This window comes from Serratia sp. CY52157 (assembly GCF_052168495.1).
Taxonomy (GTDB): Bacteria; Pseudomonadota; Gammaproteobacteria; order Enterobacterales; family Enterobacteriaceae; genus Serratia; species Serratia ureilytica.
This window is the reverse complement of sequence record NZ_JBJNMO010000001.1, coordinates 1,142,871-1,160,125: the sequence shown is the minus strand read 5'-3', so window position 1 is coordinate 1,160,125 and position 17,255 is coordinate 1,142,871. Positions and strand designations below refer to the sequence as shown.

Here is a 17,255-nt window from a genome sequence, read left to right as displayed (position 1 = left end):
GCGCTAGGGCTTTTTGGCGATCAGCACGGCGCGCAGCGGCGCCGGATAGCCTTCGACCGTTTTGCTGCGATCGTTCGGATCGAGGAATTCGGCCAACGATTCGCTGGTCATCCAGTCAGTGCGTCGCTGCTCTTCGAGGCTGGTGACGCACATATCGGCGATCTTCACGTCGACAAAGCCGCACTTCTCCAGCCAGCATTTCAGCGCTTCGGCGGAAGGGATGAAATACACGTTGCGCATCTGCGCATAACGATCGCCCGGCACCAGCACCTGGTGACGGTCGCCTTCCACCACCAGCGTTTCCAGCACCAGCTCACCTTCAGCCACCAGCTGATTTTTCAACTGATAGAGATGATCGAGCGGCGAGCGGCGATGATACAGCACCCCCATCGAGAACACGGTGTCGAACGCCGCCAGATCCGGCAACTGCTCGATGCCGAGCGGCAGCAGATGGGCGCGCTGATCGCCGCCCAACAGTTTGCGCACGGCTTCAAACTGGCACAGGAACAGCTGCATCGGATCGATACCCACGGCGAAGTGTGCGCCGGCGCCAATCATGCGCCACAGGTGATAGCCGCTGCCACAGCCGACGTCGAGAATGGTGCGGCCGGCCAGCGGAGAAATGTGCGGCAGTACGCGATCCCATTTCCAATCGGAATGCCATTCGGTATCGATATCGATGCCATACAGCGAGAAGGGCCCTTTGCGCCACGGCATCAGGGTGCGCAGCATTTTCTCAATGCCTTCAAGCTGGCCCGGCGACAGCCCCGGCTCCATCTCGGCGCGCACGCCGTGCAGCAGATCGAGACGGGTGGGAGTCAGCGTCGGCAAATGCTCTACCGAGTTGAACCACTGCTTGAATTTGCCGTGCAGCGATTCGCGCTGCCAGGCGCTCAGCTGAGCGGGCAGCGTATCCAGCCAGTGGCTGAGGGGGCTTTTGGCAATGCGCTGATAGAAGTCGCCAAACTCGATCATTGCGCATCCCCCGCTTTCAGAGCGATCAATGAACCGAAGTTGAAGCACTGGAACCACACTTCGGCATGCTCGAATCCGGCCTGTTGCAGACGCGCCTTGTGCGCTTCCACCGAGTCGGTGAGCATCACGTTTTCCAGCATGCTGCGTTTTTGGCTGATCTCCAGCTCGCTGTACCCGTTGGCGCGCTTGAAATCGTGGTGCATGTTGAACAGCAGCTCGCCGACTTCGGCGTCTTCAAAGCTGAACTTTTCCGACAGCACCAGTGCGCCGCCCGGGCGCAGGCCACGATAAATTTTTTCCAGCAGGCGCAGGCGATCGGCAGGTTCGAGGAACTGCAGCGTAAAGTTCAGCACCACCATCGAGGCGTCTTCGATGTCGATGTCGCGAATATCGGCTTCGATGACGTCGACCGGCGTGTCGGCGCGGAAGGCGTCGATATGGCGGCGGCAACGTTCCACCATCGCCGGCGAATTGTCGACGGCGACGATAGTGCAGCCGGGCACCCTGATATTCCGCCGCATCGACAGCGTCGCCGCGCCCAGCGAGCAGCCCAGGTCATACACCCGGCTGTCGGGTTGCACAAAACGTTCGGCCAGCATGCCGATCATCGAGATGATGTTGGAATAGCCGGGAACGGAGCGTTGGATCATGTCGGGAAACACTTCGGCGACGCGTTCGTCGAAGGTCCAGTCGCCCAGTTTGGCGATGGGGGCTGAGAAAAGAGTATCGCGGTTTGGCATAGCGGCAAATCAGTTCAGAATTCGAAGCTGCGTAGTCTAACAGAAAAGCGTAAAAAAGCGGAGCGGAAGCAGGCGGCGCGGCCGCCTGATGATAAAACGGGATCAATGCAGGCTGAAAATCAGATCCCAGGGCAGATAGAAGATATTTGCCAGAACCATCAACAACAAAGAGATGTAGGTCGCGGCCATGCCCGAACGACGCCAGCGAACCTCGCGGTTGCGCAAACCGTAGTAATGCACCAGTCGCCCGGCCATCAGCATCAGGCCGCAAAGGTGGATCATCCAGATTTCCGCGCCGTTCATTTCCATAATCACCAGCAATACAGCAGCGATAGGAATGTATTCAACGGCGTTGCCATGCACGCGGATGGCGGTCTGCAATTCGTAAAAACCGCCGTCGCCGTAGGCTACGCGGTACTGCATCCTTAATCTGACAACGTCATAAGAGAGTTTGATCAACAACAATGCGCCGAGCACCACATAAAGCGCGCTTACCATTTTTAACTCCGTTCCCTAACCAAAACTGGCAGCCAGCATCATAGCCGTCATTGTATTCACTGTCGCGGGGAAATATTTGATGTTATTGGTCAGATTAATAGGTCAAAACAGTGCATTTTGCTCTGGCCAGTCCGGCGGCGCAGGCAAATCGGGGATCGCCCGGCGCAGCTGCTGCCAAATTTTTTGTGCTTGCTGGGGCGAATCGCCGTTGTCCGGCGTATGAATAAACAGATACGGTTGATGCTGTTGCTGCCACAGCGGCAGTTTTTGCTGCCAGGCTTCGAACCAGCGCAGGTTGTCGGCCAATTGGTCGCCGCCGATAAAACGCACCAGCGGTTGGTCGGCGGTGACTAACGCGTGCACCGGCAGCTTCGGTTTTTTCTGCTGGGCATCGCGCACGGCGGCGGTATTAGGGGCGGCGTGATGCACCGGGCGGCTGTCGAGGATCACCCGATTGATGCCGCGCTGATGCAGCCCCTGATTCAACGCGCGCTCTTCCTCGCCTTTGGCGAAAAATGCCGGATGACGCACTTCGACGCCGTAAGTGAACTCCTGCGGCAGGCTTTCGAAGAACTGCCACATGCGCGGCAGCTCATCGGGGCCGAAGGCGGCTGGCAACTGCAGCCACAATTGCCCGATGCGTTGATGCACCGGGCTCAGGCAGTGGTAAAACGCCTGCAGCTCGGCGGCGCAGTTGCTCAGGGCGGCCTTATGGCTGATGTCCGACGGGAATTTGAAGCAAAAGCGAAAATCGTCGCCGGTCATGTCGCGCCAGCGCTGCACGATTTCCAGCTTCGGCAGCGCATAGAAGGTGGTGTTGCCCTCCACACAGTTGAAGTAGCGGCTGTAATCCGCCAAGTCGCGCAGCCCGATACGGTTCCAGGCTGCATGTTGCCACTGTGGCAGTCCGATGTAGATCACGGCTTGTCTTCCTTTACTTGTGCTTGGCTTATCAGGCTACAACTTAACGTTACCGGTCGAGCGCGGCAAGAATTTCGCCGGTGTCGCGCACCCGCGCCAAACGCGGGAAGATGTGTTCGAACGCGAAACGGTGCATTTCCGCGTTCTGCGCGCTGCAGACGTCTTCGGCGATCACCAGCTCATAGCCGTGTTCCCAGGCGGCGCGGGCGGTGGATTCCACGCCGATATTGGTGGATATGCCGCCCAAGACTACGGATTTGATGCCGCGACGGCGCAGCTGCAAGTCCAGATCGGTGCCGTAGAAGGCGCCCCATTGGCGCTTGGTGATCAGAATATCGCTGTCGCAGACCGCCAGCGGCGCGGGGAACTCCCACCAGGTGGCCGGCAAACCGCCGGCGGGCGCGGGAGCCGGTTTATCCACCGGTTGTTTCAGCGCCTCGGCGAAGGAGTCTGACCAACCGACGCGCACCAACAGCACCGGCGCGCCCAGCATGCGAAAACGCGCGGCCAGCAGGGCGGCGTTCGCCACCACCTGGTCGGCGCCGTGCGGGCCGCCGGCGTAGGGCAGAATGCCGTTTTGCAAATCGATCAGCACCAGAGCGGTGGTTTGGGCGTCAAGTTTCAGCATGGATTTCATCTCGTTGCGAAGTGGATAAAAACTGTTCGGCGCGTCGGGCGAGCTGCGTTCGGCGCAAAACCGGGGGAGAATCAGGCTACGTGAAAAAACTGTCGCAGGTTAATGGGAAATTTGTTAACCGATGTGTTGATTCGAACAAAAACGCGCCATTTAGTGCAGTAACAATGCTGTGTTCGCACTTATCGGGCGGATGAATTTCCTTTATAATGACTCCCTTTTTTCAACACTCTTTAATCCAACGACCTATGCCGATTTATGAATATGCATGTGGTGCTTGCAACCATCGGTTAGAGAAATTGCAAAAATTTTCCGATGCGCCGCTGGCAGACTGCCCGGCGTGTGGGCAGCCCGCGTTGACCAAGTTGATTTCATCTTCCGGTTTCCAGCTTAAGGGCACCGGCTGGTATGCGACGGATTTTAAACCGGGTAACAAGTAGAATTTATCAGATAACAGCCGCGCGACAGGGGCGCACTAGCCCGGCGCGGCATCGGCTGTGTAAAAGGATAGCGTATGCGTACTGAATATTGCGGGCAGTTGAATCTGTCCCACGTGGGCCAGGAAGTCACTCTGTGTGGTTGGGTCAATCGTCGTCGCGATCTCGGCGGCCTGATCTTTATTGATATGCGCGACCGCGAAGGCATCGTGCAGGTGTTCTTCGATCCGGACGAGAAAGTGGCGTTCGACAAGGCCTACGACCTGCGCAATGAGTTCTGCATCCAGATCGTCGGCACCGTGCGTGCGCGTCCGGACAGCCAGATCAATAAAGATATGGCCACCGGCGAAGTGGAAGTGTTTGCCCACGCGCTCGAGATCATCAACCGCTCCGAGCCGCTGCCGCTGGACTCCAACCAGGTCAACAGCGAAGAAGCGCGCCTGAAATACCGCTACCTGGATCTGCGCCGCCCGGAAATGGCCGAGCGTCTGAAGACCCGCGCCAAAATCACCAGCTTCGTGCGCCGCTTCATGGACAGCCACGGCTTCCTCGACATCGAAACGCCGATGCTGACCAAAGCGACGCCGGAAGGCGCCCGCGATTACCTGGTGCCGAGCCGCGTGCACAAGGGCAAATTCTACGCGTTGCCGCAGTCTCCGCAGCTGTTTAAACAGCTGCTGATGATGTCCGGCTTCGATCGTTACTATCAGATCGTCAAATGCTTCCGTGACGAAGACCTGCGTGCGGACCGTCAGCCTGAATTTACCCAGATCGACGTCGAAACCTCCTTCATGACCGCCGACCAGGTGCGTGAAGTGATGGAGAAACTGGCGCGTGAACTGTGGCTGGACGTGAAGGGTGTGGATCTGGGCGATTTCCCGGTCATGACCTTCGCCGAAGCGATGCGTCGCTTTGGTTCCGATAAGCCGGACCTGCGTAACCCGCTGGAGCTGGTGGACGTGGCCGACCTGGTCAAGGACGTCGAGTTCAAAGTATTCTCCGGCCCGGCCAACGACGCCAAAGGCCGCGTGGCGGCGATCCGCGTACCGGGCGGCGCACAGCTGACCCGCAAGCAGATCGATGAGTACGGCGCTTTCGTCAACATCTACGGCGCGAAAGGCCTGGCCTGGCTGAAGGTCAACGACCGCGCCGCCGGCATGGAAGGCGTGCAGAGCCCGATCGCCAAATTCCTCAGCGCGGAAGTGCTGGAAGCTGTCCTGGCGCGTACCGACGCGCAGACCGGCGACATCCTGTTCTTCGGCGCAGACAGCTTCAAGATTGTCACCGATGCGATGGGCGCACTGCGCCTGAAGCTGGGGCGCGATCTGGGGCTGACCCAACTCGACAGCTGGGCGCCGCTGTGGGTGGTCGACTTCCCGATGTTCGAAGAAGACGAAGAGGGCGGCCTGGCGGCGATGCACCACCCGTTCACCTCGCCGCGCGACATGAGCCCGGAAGAGCTGGCCGCAGCGCCGGTCAACGCTATCGCCAACGCTTATGACATGGTCATCAACGGTTACGAAGTGGGCGGCGGTTCGGTGCGTATTCACCGCAGCGAAATGCAGCAAACGGTATTCAGCATTCTGGGCATCGACGAACACGAACAGCGCGAGAAGTTCGGCTTCCTGCTGGACGCGCTGAAGTACGGCACGCCGCCTCACGCCGGCCTGGCCTTCGGCCTGGACCGTCTGGTGATGCTGCTGACCGGCACCGACAATATCCGCGACGTGATCGCCTTCCCGAAAACCACCGCGGCGGCCTGTCTGATGACCGACGCCCCGAGCTTCGCCAACCCGGCGTCGCTGCAGGAGCTGGCGATCAGCGTGGTAAAGAAAGCCGGTGCGGAACAAGAGAGCGAGTGATGAGTTATAAGCGCCCTGAATCTATCCTGGTAGTGATTTACGCGAAATCCAGTGGTCGGGTGCTGATGTTACAGCGGCGCGACGATACCGAGTTCTGGCAGTCGGTCACCGGCAGTCTGGAGCAGGATGAGTCGCCGCCGCATGCCGCGCGGCGTGAAGTCATGGAAGAAGTCGGCATCGATATCGAAGCAGAGCACCTGCCGTTGTTCGATTGCCAACGCTGCGTGGAGTTTGAACTCTTTGTCCATTTGCGACATCGCTATGCGCCGGGAACCACGCGCAATAAAGAGCACTGGTTCTGTCTGGCGTTGCCCGAGGAGCGCGATCCGGTGATTACCGAGCATCACGCTTACCAATGGCTTGAGGCGGCCGAGGCCGTGAAGTTGACCAAGTCGTGGAGCAATCAGCAGGCGATTGAAGAGTTCGTGATCAATTCAGTCCAGTAGTTTTTTTCGGAGATTTTTTATGGCAGGTCATAGTAAGTGGGCCAACACAAAGCACCGTAAAGCGGCGCAGGACGCCAAGCGCGGTAAAATTTTCACCAAGATTATTCGTGAGCTGGTCACTGCCGCGAAGCTGGGCGGCGGCGATCCGGATTCCAACCCGCGTCTGCGCGCGGCGATGGACAAGGCGCTGTCGAACAACATGACGCGCGACACCATGAACCGGGCGATCGCGCGTGGCGTGGGCGGCGATGATGATACCAACATGGAAACCATCATCTACGAAGGCTACGGCCCTGGCGGCACCGCCGTCATGATCGAATGCCTGAGTGACAACCGTAACCGCACCGTGGCGGAAGTGCGTCACGCCTTCACCAAATGCGGCGGCAACCTGGGTACCGACGGTTCCGTCGCCTACCTGTTCACCAAGAAGGGCGTAATCACTTACGCACCGGGCCTGGATGAAGACAGCGTGATGGAAGCGGCGCTGGAAGCCGGTGCGGAAGACATCGTGACCTATGACGATGGCGCCATCGACGTGTTCACCGCCTGGGAAAGCCTGGGCGCGGTGAAAGACGCGCTGACCGCGGCGGGCTTCGAAGCTGAAGCGGCGGAAGTGTCGATGATCCCATCGACCAAGGCCGACATGGACGCGGAAACGGCGCCTAAGCTGCTGCGCCTGATCGATATGCTGGAAGACTGCGACGACGTGCAGGAAGTTTACCATAACGGTGAGATCTCCGACGAAGTGGCGGCGACGCTGTAATCCGGTAAAACGGGCGCCGCCATCAGGCGGCGCCGTGAATGCAAGGTGGATGTAGATATGGCGATCATACTCGGTATCGATCCCGGCTCACGCGTCACCGGCTATGGCCTTATCCGCCAGCAGGGCCGCCAGTTGAGCTATATCGCCAGCGGCTGCATCCGCACGGTGGTGGACGACATGCCGACGCGGCTGAAGCTGATTTACGCCGGCGTCAGCGAGATCATCACCCAGTTTCAGCCAGACTTCTTCGCCATCGAACAGGTGTTTATGGCCAAGAACCCGGATTCGGCGCTCAAGCTCGGCCAGGCGCGCGGCGTCGCGATCGTCGCGGCGGTGAATCAGAATCTGGAAGTGTTCGAGTATGCGGCGCGGCAGGTCAAACAAACCGTGGTCGGCACCGGCGCAGCCGAAAAGGCGCAGGTGCAGCACATGGTGCGCTCGCTGCTCAAACTCTCGGCCAACCCGCAGGCGGACGCCGCCGACGCCCTGGCCATCGCCATCACCCACTGCCACCTCAGCCAGAACGTGCTGCGGATGAGCGAAGGGCGGCTTAACCTGGCGCGCGGGCGTTTGCGCTGACGCGAAGCGATGATTGCTCAGGCTGGATATTCATCCAGCCTTTTTTATGTTATAAGCTTTACCAGCAACGGCATGGCAGGGCGCCATGCCCGGTCATTCTGCAGGAGGGTAAATGATAGGTCGTCTCAGAGGAAATATTCTGGAAAAGCAGCCGCCGCTGGTGTTATTGGAGGCGAACGGCGTGGGCTATGAAGTGCACATGCCGATGACCTGCTTTTACGAGCTGCCGGAACTGGGGCAAGAGGCCATCGTGTTTACCCACTTCGTGGTGCGCGAAGACGCGCAGCTGCTGTATGGTTTCAACGATAAGCAAGAGCGCGCGCTGTTCCGCGAGCTGATCAAGGTCAACGGCGTCGGGCCGAAACTGGCGCTCGCGATCCTGTCGGGCATGTCCGCGCAGCAGTTCGTCAGCGCGGTGGAGCGTGAAGAGATCACCGCGCTGGTCAAGCTGCCGGGCGTGGGCAAGAAAACCGCCGAACGCCTGGTGGTAGAGATGAAAGACCGCTTCAAAGGGCTCAACGGCGATCTGTTCAACAGCAGCGAGATCAGCTTGCCGTCCGCCGCTGAGAAAGCGCCTGAGGCGGATGCGGAGGCCGAAGCGGTCTCGGCATTGGTGGCGCTGGGCTATAAGCCGCAGGAAGCCAGCCGCATGGTCAGCAAAATTGCCAAACCGGGTGCCGACTGCGAGACCCTGATCCGCGACGCGTTGCGCGCTGCTTTGTAAGGCCGCTAAGAGGTAGATAATGATTGAAGCCGATCGCCTGATCTCCGCCGAACCGCTCAACGAGGAAGAAGTCCTCGATCGCGCCATTCGTCCCAAGCTGTTGACCGAATATGTTGGCCAGCCGCACGTGCGCGAGCAGATGGAGATTTTCATCCAGGCGGCCAAGCAGCGCGGCGACGCGCTCGACCACCTGCTGATCTTCGGTCCGCCGGGGCTGGGGAAAACCACCCTGGCCAACATCGTGGCCAACGAAATGGGCGTGAATTTGCGTACCACCTCCGGCCCGGTGCTGGAGAAGGCGGGCGATCTGGCGGCGATGCTGACCAACCTTGAACCGCATGACGTGTTGTTCATCGATGAGATTCACCGTCTGTCACCGGTGGTGGAAGAGGTGCTGTATCCGGCGATGGAAGACTATCAGCTGGATATCATGATCGGCGAAGGGCCGGCGGCGCGCTCGATTAAGCTCGATCTGCCGCCGTTTACCTTGGTGGGTGCAACCACCCGCGCCGGTTCGCTGACCTCACCGCTGCGCGATCGCTTCGGCATTGTCCAGCGGCTGGAGTTTTATCAGGTGGCCGATCTGCAGCACATCGTCTCACGCAGCGCCGGGTGCCTGGGGCTGGAGCTGTCCGACGAGGGCGCCCATGAGGTAGCCCGCCGCGCGCGCGGCACGCCGCGTATCGCCAACCGTCTGTTGCGCCGGGTGCGCGACTTCGCCGAAGTGCGCGCCAACGGCGTGATCAGCGGCGCGGTGGCGGCGCAGGCGCTCGATATGCTTAACGTCGATGCCGAAGGCTTCGACTATATGGATCGCAAACTGCTGTTGGCGATTATCGACAAGTTTACCGGTGGCCCGGTCGGGTTGGATAACCTGGCGGCGGCGATCGGCGAGGAGCGTGAGACCATCGAAGACGTGATCGAACCGTTCCTGATCCAGCAGGGCTTTATCCAGCGCACGCCGCGCGGCCGTCTGGCGACGCAGCACGCCTACCGGCATTTCGGCCTCGAACGCGAAGCGTAAGTTTTTAATCCGCCAATAAGAAAGGGCCGCAGATGCGGCCCTTGTCATATCTCGGCTTTAATCAAGCCTGCTGTTTTTTAAACAGGCTCAGCGTGAACAGCACGGCGGCGCAGAGCACCACCGAAGGGCCGGCAGGCGTATCGTAAAACGCCGAGAAGGTCAGGCCACCGGTAACCGCCACCATCCCGAGCAGCACCGCGATGCCCGCCATCTGCTCCGGCGTGCGCGCGAAGCGGCGAGCGGTGGCCGCCGGAATGATCAGCAGCGAGGTGATGATCAGCGCGCCGACGAATTTCATCGCCAGACCGATGGTCAAGGCGGTGACCAGCATCAGCACGGTGCGCGCCCGCGCCAGATTGACGCCGTCGACGTGCGCCAGCTCAGGGCTGATGGTCATCGACAGCAGATCGCGCCACTGCCACCACAGCACCAACAGCACCACGGCGACGCCGCCGGCGATCATCACGATGTCGCTCAGCGTGACCGACAGCAGATCGCCGAACAGATAGGCCATCAGATCGACCCGCACGTTAGACATCAGCGCCACCACCACCAGCCCCAGCGACAGGGCGCTGTGGGCCAGAATGCCGAGCAGGGTATCCACCGAAAGCTGCGGGCGACGTTCCAGCCACACCAAGGCCAGAGCCAGCAGCAGCGTAATGGCGATCACCGCATAGAAGGGGTTAATGTCGAGCAGCAGACCAAAGGCGACGCCGAGCAGCGAGGCGTGCGCCAGGGTATCGCCGAAGTAGGACATGCGGCGCCAGACCACAAAGGAGCCCAGCGGCCCGGCGGCGCCGGCCAACAACACGCCGGCCAGCCAGCCGGGAAGTAACAGTTCAATCATGCTTCGCGGCTCCCGGTTTTCTTCAAGACAATTCTTCCCTGCAGATCGTGGCGGTGGTTGTGGTGGTGGCGATACACCGCCAGCTGCTCTGCGCCGCGGTTGCCGAACATGGCGATGAATTCGGGATGCATCGACACCACCTCCGGCGCCCCGGAGCAGCAGATGTGCTGATTGAGGCACAACACCTCGTCGGTTTTCGCCATCACCAGATGTAGATCGTGCGAGACCATCAGCACGGCGCAGCCCAGCTCTTTACGCAGCTGATCGATCAGATCGTACAGCGCCAGCTGGCCGTTGACGTCCACCCCTTGCGTGGGTTCGTCCAGCACCAGTAGCTGCGGTTTATTCAGCAGCGCTCGCGCCAGCAGCACGCGCTGGTTTTCGCCGCCGGAGAGCTTTTGCATGGGCTGGTCGAGCAGGTGGGCGGCGTGCACGCGTTTGAGCGCTGGCAGAATGTCGGCTTTCTTTACGCCCGGCTTCAGACGCATAAAGCGGCTGACGGTCAATGGCAGGGTAGCGTCGAGGTGCAGCTTTTGCGGCACGTAGCCGATGCGCAGATCGGGCTCACGCTCCAGCGTGCCGGCGGTCGGTTTTACCAATCCCAGCACTACGCGCACCAGCGTGGATTTACCCGCGCCGTTCGGGCCCAGCAGGGTGAGAATACGGCCGGGCTGCAGGCTGAGGGAAATATTCGACAGCACCTTGCGGCTGCCGAAGGCGACGGAGATATTTTTTAGCGTTATCAGTGTAGACATCTCGAGATTACAGGTTGCAGAACGAAGCGAATGTTATAATATCACGCCTTGTTGATGAAAACGATGGGATTACTGATGATGGCACAGAAAAATAAATGGCTGCAGCGCACGCTGCTGGCCAGCGCACTCGTGATGGCCGGCCCGCTGAGCAGCGCTTCCGCGGCGGTGGTGACGACGATTCGTCCGCTGGGCTTTATCGCTTCGGCTATCGCCGACGGCGTGACGCCGACCGAGGTGCTGCTGCCGGATGGCGCTTCGCCGCACGACTTCGCGCTGCGGCCTTCCGATATTCAGCGTTTGCGTTCTGCCGACCTGGTGCTGTGGGTCGGACCGGACATGGAAGCGTTCCTGACCAAGGCGCTGGTGCCTATCTCGGCAACCCGCAAACTCGCCATCAGCGAACTGCCCGCGGTGAAGCCGCTGCTGATGAAAGGCGAAGATGACGACGATCATGATCATGCAGGCGATGCGCATAACCATGCTGATGACGATCATGGGCATCATCACGGCGAGTACAATATGCACGTTTGGCTGTCGCCGGAGGTGGCAAAAGTGACCGCGATCGCGATTCACGACAGATTGTTGGAACTTATGCCGCAAAATAAGGACAAATTAGACGCAAACCTGCGCCAGTTCGAGAATCTGCTGACGCAAACTGACAAAAATGTTGGTAACATGCTTACGCCTGTGCAAGGTAAGGGTTATTTTGTTTTTCATGATGCTTACGGCTACTTTGAGAAACACTACGGTTTGAGTCCGCTGGGCCATTTCACCGTCAATCCCGAAATTCAGCCTGGAGCACAGCGCCTACACCAAATTCGAACACAGTTGGTTGAGCAGAAAGCGGTATGCGTTTTTGCTGAGCCACAATTCAGGCCGGCCGTAATCAATGCCGTCGCCAAGGGTACCACTGTGCGTTCCGGAACGCTGGACCCGCTGGGCATCGGCATCGCGCTGGGGAAGGACAGCTACGGGAAATTCCTGACACAGCTGTCAAGCCAGTACGTGAGCTGCCTGAAGTAAGCTTATGAGGATAATATCGAGTGCAGCAGATAGTCCGAACTATCGCTCTGGCGTATAACAACCTGCCACGGCCCCACCGCGTCATGCTGGGGTCGCTGACAGTCGTCACATTGGCCGTCGCTGTTTGGCGGCCTTTTGTTTACCACCCAGAACACAATCCCATCGCCAAGAGCGTCGAGTTAGAATCTAGCCAGTTGCGGTCATTGCTCCCCGAAGCCAGTGAACCGATAGATGCCGACCAACCCACCCCCGATGATGAAATCCCGCAGGATGAGCTGGACCAGAAGGATGCCGGCGATGATGGCGTGCATGAATATGTGGTTTCCACCGGCGATACCCTCGGCAGCATTCTGACGCAGTACGGCATCGATATGTCGGATGTCACGCTGCTGGCTTCGCAAAACCGCGATCTGCGCAACCTGAAGATCGGCCAACAGCTGTCGTGGACCGTGAACGAAGCGGGCGATCTGCAGCAGTTGACCTGGGAAGTTTCTCGTCGCGAAACCCGCACCTACGATCGCGTCGGCAACAGCTTCAAAGAGTCGAAAGAGGCGCAGCAGGGCGAATGGCGCAACAACGTGATCAGCGGCCGCGTTAACGGCAGCTTCGTCAGCAGCGCCGGCGACGCCGGGTTGAGCCGTAACGAAATCAATGCGGTGATCAAGGCGCTGCAATGGCAGCTCGATTTCCGCAAACTGCGCAAGGGCGATCAGTTCTCCGTGCTGATGTCGCGCGAACATTTCGACGGCAAGAAATCGCAAAGCCAACTGTTGGGCGTGCGTCTGCGCACGGGCGGCAAAGATTACTATGCGATCCGCGCCGAGGACGGCAAGTTCTACGATCGCCAGGGCTCTGGCCTGGCGCGCGGCTTCATGCGTTTCCCGACCATGAAACAGTTCCGCATCTCCTCCAACTTCAACCCGCGCCGAGTGAACCCGGTGACCGGCCGCGTGGCGCCGCACAAAGGCGTCGATTTTGCCATGCCGGTCGGCACGCCGGTGCTGGCGGTCGGCGACGGCGAGGTAGTGATCGCCAAGCGCAGCGGCGCAGCGGGCAACTATGTGGCGATCCGCCACGGCCGCCAATACACCACGCGCTACATGCACCTGAAAAAGCTGCTGGTGAAACCGGGCCAGAAGGTGAAGCGTGGCGATCGCATAGCGCTCTCCGGCAACACCGGCCGTTCCACCGGGCCGCACCTGCACTTTGAACTGTGGACCGGTCAACAGGCGGTGAACCCGCTGACGGCCAAGCTGCCGCGTTCCGAAGGCCTGAGCGGCAAAGACCGCAGCGATTATCTGGCGCAGGTGAAGGAAGTGGTTCCTCAGCTGCAACTGGATTAACGTCCCCCTTATTCCGGCGCTCCGGCGCCGTTAATTTCATCGGCCTGATTGCGGGCCGATGCTGTTTTATCTGGGCGGTTCGCGGTTGTTAATTGCAAAATTGGTGATGGCAATTATGATTAGCCGAATTGCTAAGCGAAGAGCATGTGCATGCAAAACGAGAAGAAATCGAACGTAGAGTTCATCCCGCAGTTTCAAAAAGCCTTTTTATACCCGCGCTACTGGGGCGTGTGGCTGGGAACCGGCCTGATGGCCGGCGTTTCTCTGGTGCCTGCGCGCCTGCGCGATCCGGTGCTGGGGGCGATCGGCACACTGGCCGGCAAGCTGGCGAAAGGGGCGCGTCGTCGTGCCCGCATCAACCTGCTGTATTGCTTGCCGGAACTGCCGGAAAGCGAGCGTGAGCACATTATCGACCAGATGTTCGCCTGTGCGCCGCAGTCGATGGTGCTGATGGCGGAACTGGCCTGCACCAAACCGGAAAAAGTGCTCAAGCGCGTGCGTTGGCACGGTGAAGAGGTGTTGGACAAGATCCGCGCGGAAGGGCGCAACGTGATTTTCCTGGTGCCACATGGCTGGGCGGTGGATGTGCCGGCGATGTTGATGGCCGCGCGCGGTCAACCGATGGCGGCGATGTTCCACAATCAGCGCAATCAGCTGATCGACTACCTGTGGAATGCCGTGCGTCGTAAATTCGGCGGCCGCATGCACGCGCGCAATGACGGCATCAAACCGTTTATCAGTTCGGTTCGCCAGGGATATTGGGGTTACTATCTGCCCGATCAGGATCACGGCGCTGAGCACAGTGAGTTTGTCGACTTCTTCGCCACCTATAAGGCGACGTTGCCGGCGGTCGGGCGATTGATGAAAGTGTGTCGTGCGGCGATCGTGCCGTTGTTCCCGGTGTACGACGGCAAAACCAGCATGCTGGATATTTATATTCGCGAGCCGATGGACGATCTGGCCGAAGCGGACGATCCGCGCATTGCCCGCCGCATGAACGAAGAGGTGGAGAATCTGGTGGGCCCGAACCCTGAGCAGTACACCTGGATCCTCAAACTGTTGAAGACGCGCAAGGAAGGGGAGATTGAACCCTACTCGCGCGACGATCTGTATCGTTAATCCTATCTACCGCTAACGCCGGTCGGGCCACACCCTGGCCGGCGTCACTTCAGATGTGCACCATACAGCCGCGCGCCCGCAGGATCTCAATGACGTTGGGCGTGTGGGTGAAATCATTCCAGCGCAGATCCAGCTTGCGCAGCCGGCTCAGTTCACCGAGGCTTTCCGGCAGATCGCTCAGGCGGTTGGCGCGCAGATCCAGACTTCTCAGCGCCGTGAGCTCACCGATATTTTCCGGCAGGCGCGTCAGTTGATTAAAACGCAGGTTCAGCTCGCTCAATCGCGGCAGGCGGCAGAAGGCTGCCGGCAGTTCGGTGATGGCATTGTTGGCCGCATCGAGTATTTCAAGCTCGCCGAGCAGAGCCATTTCCGCCGGCAGCGTGGTCAGGGCATTTTTCATGATATGCAACTCGCGCAGCGCGCGCAGTTGCCCGATTTCGCCGGGCAGGCTGCGGATGCGATTGTTGTATAAACGCAGCTCCTGCAACGCCGCCAGCCTCGGTATTGCCTGCGGCAAGGCGGTCAGCTGGTTATCGGTCGCGTTGAGGTAAACCAACTGCTGCAGTTGCGCCAGCGCACGTGGCAGGTCGCTAAAGCCGTTATCGCTCAGGTAGAGGTATTTCAGCCGGTGCAGTCGCCCCAATGTTTCAGGCAGTTCGCTCGCGCGGTTGTGACCAAAATCGAACATCTCGAGCTGTTGCAACTGACCAATCTCCGGCGGCAGACGGTCGAGCTGATTGCAAGAGATGTTCAGCACCCGCAGATTCTGGTGCCGGAATAGGGGAGTAGGGAAGGCCGTCAGCTGATTGTTGTACAGGCTGACCTTGCGCAGCGCGTGGCCGGCAAACAGCGATTCGTCGAGCTGCGTCAGGCCGCGTCCATCGAGCTCGAGCTCATCACAGGTCGAGGCGGGATTGTGCTGGTGGAGCATGGCGTTCTCCGTTGTAATGGCAGTGTCAGAGCAAAAAAAATGCCGGCCTAGGTGAGCCGGCCGGCATTTCGTCTGCGGCGTGAATTACTCGACGCGCAGGATACGGCTGGTATTGGTGGTGCCGACGGTTTCCATCACGTCGCCCTGGGTGACGATCACCAGATCGCCGGAGACCAGGAAGCCTTTGTCGCGCAGGCGATTGACGGCTTCGTTGGCGGCGATGACGCCGTCTTTATGGCTGTCGAAATACACCGGCGTCACGCCGCGATACAGTGCGGTCAGGTTAAGCGTGTGCTCATGCCGCGACATGGCGAAGATCGGCAGGCCGGAGCTGATGCGTGACATCATCAGCGCGGTGCGGCCGGACTCGGTCATGGCGATCAGCGCGGTGACGCCTTTCAGGTGGTTGGCCGCATACATCGAAGACATGGCGATCGCCTCTTCGATATTGTCGAACTGCACGTCCAGACGGTGTTTGGAAACGTTGATGCTCGGGATCTTCTCGGCGCCCAGACAAACGCGCGCCATCGCCGCCACGGTTTCCGCCGGGTATTGGCCGGCAGCGGTTTCCGCCGACAGCATGACGGCGTCGGTGCCGTCCAGCACGGCGTTGGCCACGTCCATGACTTCGGCGCGGGTCGGCATCGGGTTGGTGATCATCGACTCCATCATCTGAGTCGCGGTGATCACCGCGCGGTTCAGAGTACGGGCGCGGCGGATCAGTTTCTTCTGGATCCCGACCAGCTCCGGATCGCCGATTTCGACGCCCAGATCGCCACGGGCGACCATCACCACGTCGGAGGCCAGAATGATGTCGTCCATCGCTTCGTCGCTGCAGACTGCTTCGGCGCGCTCAACCTTGGACACGATCTTGGCGTTGCAGCCTGCGTCGCGCGCCAGGCGGCGAGCATAGTTCAGGTCTTCACCGGTGCGCGGGAAGGAGACCGCCAGGTAGTCGACGCCGATCTTGGCGGCGGTGACGATGTCCGCCTTGTCTTTTTCGGTCAGCGCTTCGGCCGACAGGCCGCCGCCGAGTTTGTTGATGCCCTTGTTGTTGGACAACGGGCCGCCAACAGTCACTTCGGTAAACACTTTCATGCCCTGAACTTCGAGCACTTTCAGCTGAACGCGGCCGTCGTCGAGCAGCAAGACGTCGCCCGGCACGACGTCGGCAGGCAGGCCTTTATAGTCGATACCGACTTTTTCTTTATCGCCTTCGCCTTTTGACAGGTTGGCGTCCAGCAGGAATTTATCGCCCACGTTGAGGAAGATTTTGCCTTCCTTGAAGGTGGAAACGCGGATTTTCGGCCCTTGCAGATCGCCGAGGATAGCGACGTGACGTCCCAGTTTGGCAGCGATTTCGCGAACTTTGTCTGCGCGAGCCTGGTGATCTTCCGGGCTGCCGTGGGAGAAGTTAAGCCGAACTACGTTGGCGCCGGCGGCAATGATCTTTTCCAGATTATTGTCGCGGTCTGTAGCCGGACCCAGGGTGGTAACGATTTTGGTTCTTCTGAGCCGTCTGGACATGTATTACTCCGTTGACTGGTGAAGCAAATATTGGTGTTGCGATAACGTCGGATAACGAAACCAGGCGTGAAATGTAATTTTACAACACTGATATTTCACCCGGGTTA

Annotated in this window: 19 protein-coding genes; 10 read left to right on the top strand and 9 right to left on the bottom strand. The window is 59.7% G+C overall.

The genetic code is table 11. The annotated features are described in order from the left end of the window. Positions 1-3: 3 nt before the first annotated feature. The 5 genes from cmoB to ACJ8IP_RS05510 all read right to left on the bottom strand — a co-directional run bounded on the left by cmoB (position 4) and on the right by ACJ8IP_RS05510 (position 3,762). Positions 4-975: a tRNA 5-methoxyuridine(34)/uridine 5-oxyacetic acid(34) synthase CmoB gene (cmoB, locus tag ACJ8IP_RS05530; protein ID WP_147838032.1), complete on the bottom strand. Its 972-nt coding sequence runs from the start codon at positions 973-975 to the stop codon at positions 4-6. Next, positions 972-1,715: a carboxy-S-adenosyl-L-methionine synthase CmoA gene (gene cmoA / locus ACJ8IP_RS05525; protein ID WP_033650946.1), complete on the bottom strand. Its 744-nt coding sequence runs from the start codon at positions 1,713-1,715 to the stop codon at positions 972-974. Before cmoA ends, cmoB begins: the two co-directional genes overlap by 4 nt. 102 nt (positions 1,716-1,817) lie before the next feature. Continuing rightward, positions 1,818-2,213 (bottom strand): MAPEG family protein, encoded by a 396-nt coding sequence (locus ACJ8IP_RS05520; RefSeq protein WP_004932387.1) that lies wholly within the window; start codon positions 2,211-2,213, stop codon positions 1,818-1,820. Between the two features lie 102 nt (positions 2,214-2,315). Then, the gene (locus ACJ8IP_RS05515) at positions 2,316-3,131 is read right to left on the bottom strand and encodes a DUF72 domain-containing protein (RefSeq protein WP_204351001.1); all 816 of its coding nucleotides are present in this window, start codon (positions 3,129-3,131) and stop codon (positions 2,316-2,318) included. Positions 3,132-3,183: 52 nt separating this feature from the next. Then, entirely contained in the window at positions 3,184-3,762 is a 579-nt protein-coding gene (locus ACJ8IP_RS05510) for a hydrolase (protein ID WP_033643355.1), read from the bottom strand. A 215-nt stretch (positions 3,763-3,977) separates the two neighbouring features. Here ACJ8IP_RS05510 and ACJ8IP_RS05505 point away from each other — a divergent pair, with 215 nt between their 5' ends. The 7 genes from ACJ8IP_RS05505 to ruvB all read left to right on the top strand — a co-directional run bounded on the left by ACJ8IP_RS05505 (position 3,978) and on the right by ruvB (position 9,603). Then, on the top strand, positions 3,978-4,208 hold the full coding sequence (locus ACJ8IP_RS05505) for an FmdB family zinc ribbon protein (RefSeq protein ID WP_320204121.1): 231 nt from the start codon (positions 3,978-3,980) through the stop codon (positions 4,206-4,208). Between the two features lie 74 nt (positions 4,209-4,282). Beyond that, entirely contained in the window at positions 4,283-6,067 is a 1,785-nt protein-coding gene (aspS, locus tag ACJ8IP_RS05500; protein ID WP_033643354.1) for an aspartate--tRNA ligase, read from the top strand. Further along, positions 6,067-6,513 (top strand): dihydroneopterin triphosphate diphosphatase, encoded by a 447-nt coding sequence (gene nudB, locus ACJ8IP_RS05495; RefSeq protein WP_004932373.1) that lies wholly within the window; start codon positions 6,067-6,069, stop codon positions 6,511-6,513. The genes aspS and nudB overlap by 1 nt, the downstream gene beginning before the upstream one ends. A gap of 19 nt (positions 6,514-6,532) precedes the next feature. Next, the gene (locus tag ACJ8IP_RS05490) at positions 6,533-7,276 is read left to right on the top strand and encodes a YebC/PmpR family DNA-binding transcriptional regulator (protein WP_004932370.1); all 744 of its coding nucleotides are present in this window, start codon (positions 6,533-6,535) and stop codon (positions 7,274-7,276) included. Positions 7,277-7,333: 57 nt separating this feature from the next. Continuing rightward, positions 7,334-7,855 (top strand): crossover junction endodeoxyribonuclease RuvC, encoded by a 522-nt coding sequence (gene ruvC / locus ACJ8IP_RS05485; protein WP_004932367.1) that lies wholly within the window; start codon positions 7,334-7,336, stop codon positions 7,853-7,855. Between the two features lie 112 nt (positions 7,856-7,967). Beyond that, positions 7,968-8,579, top strand: a complete 612-nt coding sequence (gene ruvA / locus ACJ8IP_RS05480; protein ID WP_033643353.1) for a Holliday junction branch migration protein RuvA — start codon at positions 7,968-7,970, stop codon at positions 8,577-8,579. A 19-nt stretch (positions 8,580-8,598) separates the two neighbouring features. Next, on the top strand, positions 8,599-9,603 hold the full coding sequence (gene ruvB / locus ACJ8IP_RS05475) for a Holliday junction branch migration DNA helicase RuvB (protein ID WP_033643352.1): 1,005 nt from the start codon (positions 8,599-8,601) through the stop codon (positions 9,601-9,603). Positions 9,604-9,664: 61 nt separating this feature from the next. On the opposite strand, the gene znuB is transcribed toward ruvB, so the two are convergent. After that, a complete protein-coding gene (gene znuB, locus ACJ8IP_RS05470; RefSeq protein WP_033643351.1) occupies positions 9,665-10,450 on the bottom strand; it encodes a zinc ABC transporter permease subunit ZnuB in 786 nt (261 codons plus the stop codon). Then, positions 10,447-11,205: a zinc ABC transporter ATP-binding protein ZnuC gene (gene znuC, locus ACJ8IP_RS05465; protein ID WP_004932357.1), complete on the bottom strand. Its 759-nt coding sequence runs from the start codon at positions 11,203-11,205 to the stop codon at positions 10,447-10,449. Before znuC ends, znuB begins: the two co-directional genes overlap by 4 nt. A gap of 78 nt (positions 11,206-11,283) precedes the next feature. On the opposite strand from znuC, the gene znuA reads away from it, so the two are divergent. The 3 genes from znuA to lpxM all read left to right on the top strand — a co-directional run bounded on the left by znuA (position 11,284) and on the right by lpxM (position 14,690). Further along, the gene (znuA, locus tag ACJ8IP_RS05460) at positions 11,284-12,228 is read left to right on the top strand and encodes a zinc ABC transporter substrate-binding protein ZnuA (RefSeq protein ID WP_116286360.1); all 945 of its coding nucleotides are present in this window, start codon (positions 11,284-11,286) and stop codon (positions 12,226-12,228) included. A 20-nt stretch (positions 12,229-12,248) separates the two neighbouring features. Beyond that, entirely contained in the window at positions 12,249-13,571 is a 1,323-nt protein-coding gene (gene mepM, locus ACJ8IP_RS05455; RefSeq protein WP_033643350.1) for a murein DD-endopeptidase MepM, read from the top strand. 150 nt (positions 13,572-13,721) lie between these two features. Then, positions 13,722-14,690: a lauroyl-Kdo(2)-lipid IV(A) myristoyltransferase gene (lpxM, locus tag ACJ8IP_RS05450; protein WP_042785718.1), complete on the top strand. Its 969-nt coding sequence runs from the start codon at positions 13,722-13,724 to the stop codon at positions 14,688-14,690. 49 nt (positions 14,691-14,739) lie between these two features. On the opposite strand, the gene ACJ8IP_RS05445 is transcribed toward lpxM, so the two are convergent. Next, a complete protein-coding gene (locus ACJ8IP_RS05445; RefSeq protein WP_033650949.1) occupies positions 14,740-15,621 on the bottom strand; it encodes a leucine-rich repeat domain-containing protein in 882 nt (293 codons plus the stop codon). A gap of 84 nt (positions 15,622-15,705) precedes the next feature. Then, entirely contained in the window at positions 15,706-17,148 is a 1,443-nt protein-coding gene (gene pyk, locus ACJ8IP_RS05440) for a pyruvate kinase (RefSeq protein WP_019452801.1), read from the bottom strand. Positions 17,149-17,255: the final 107 nt, after the last annotated feature.

What these genes read in the sequence shown, in the direction of transcription:
- cmoB (WP_147838032.1), bottom strand. Translation starts at nt 975, where the DNA reads ATGATCGAGTTTGGCGACTTCTATCAGCGCATTGCCAAAAGCCCCCTC.
- cmoA (WP_033650946.1), bottom strand. Translation starts at nt 1,715, where the DNA reads ATGCCAAACCGCGATACTCTTTTCTCAGCCCCCATCGCCAAACTGGGC.
- ACJ8IP_RS05520 (WP_004932387.1), bottom strand. Translation starts at nt 2,213, where the DNA reads ATGGTAAGCGCGCTTTATGTGGTGCTCGGCGCATTGTTGTTGATCAAA.
- ACJ8IP_RS05510 (WP_033643355.1), bottom strand. Translation starts at nt 3,762, where the DNA reads ATGCTGAAACTTGACGCCCAAACCACCGCTCTGGTGCTGATCGATTTG.
- ACJ8IP_RS05505 (WP_320204121.1), top strand. Translation starts at nt 3,978, where the DNA reads ATGACTCCCTTTTTTCAACACTCTTTAATCCAACGACCTATGCCGATT.
- aspS (WP_033643354.1), top strand. Translation starts at nt 4,283, where the DNA reads ATGCGTACTGAATATTGCGGGCAGTTGAATCTGTCCCACGTGGGCCAG.
- nudB (WP_004932373.1), top strand. Translation starts at nt 6,067, where the DNA reads ATGAGTTATAAGCGCCCTGAATCTATCCTGGTAGTGATTTACGCGAAA.
- ACJ8IP_RS05490 (WP_004932370.1), top strand. Translation starts at nt 6,533, where the DNA reads ATGGCAGGTCATAGTAAGTGGGCCAACACAAAGCACCGTAAAGCGGCG.
- ruvC (WP_004932367.1), top strand. Translation starts at nt 7,334, where the DNA reads ATGGCGATCATACTCGGTATCGATCCCGGCTCACGCGTCACCGGCTAT.
- ruvA (WP_033643353.1), top strand. Translation starts at nt 7,968, where the DNA reads ATGATAGGTCGTCTCAGAGGAAATATTCTGGAAAAGCAGCCGCCGCTG.
- ruvB (WP_033643352.1), top strand. Translation starts at nt 8,599, where the DNA reads ATGATTGAAGCCGATCGCCTGATCTCCGCCGAACCGCTCAACGAGGAA.
- znuB (WP_033643351.1), bottom strand. Translation starts at nt 10,450, where the DNA reads ATGATTGAACTGTTACTTCCCGGCTGGCTGGCCGGCGTGTTGTTGGCC.
- znuC (WP_004932357.1), bottom strand. Translation starts at nt 11,205, where the DNA reads ATGTCTACACTGATAACGCTAAAAAATATCTCCGTCGCCTTCGGCAGC.
- znuA (WP_116286360.1), top strand. Translation starts at nt 11,284, where the DNA reads ATGGCACAGAAAAATAAATGGCTGCAGCGCACGCTGCTGGCCAGCGCA.
- lpxM (WP_042785718.1), top strand. Translation starts at nt 13,722, where the DNA reads ATGCAAAACGAGAAGAAATCGAACGTAGAGTTCATCCCGCAGTTTCAA.
- ACJ8IP_RS05445 (WP_033650949.1), bottom strand. Translation starts at nt 15,621, where the DNA reads ATGCTCCACCAGCACAATCCCGCCTCGACCTGTGATGAGCTCGAGCTC.
- pyk (WP_019452801.1), bottom strand. Translation starts at nt 17,148, where the DNA reads ATGTCCAGACGGCTCAGAAGAACCAAAATCGTTACCACCCTGGGTCCG.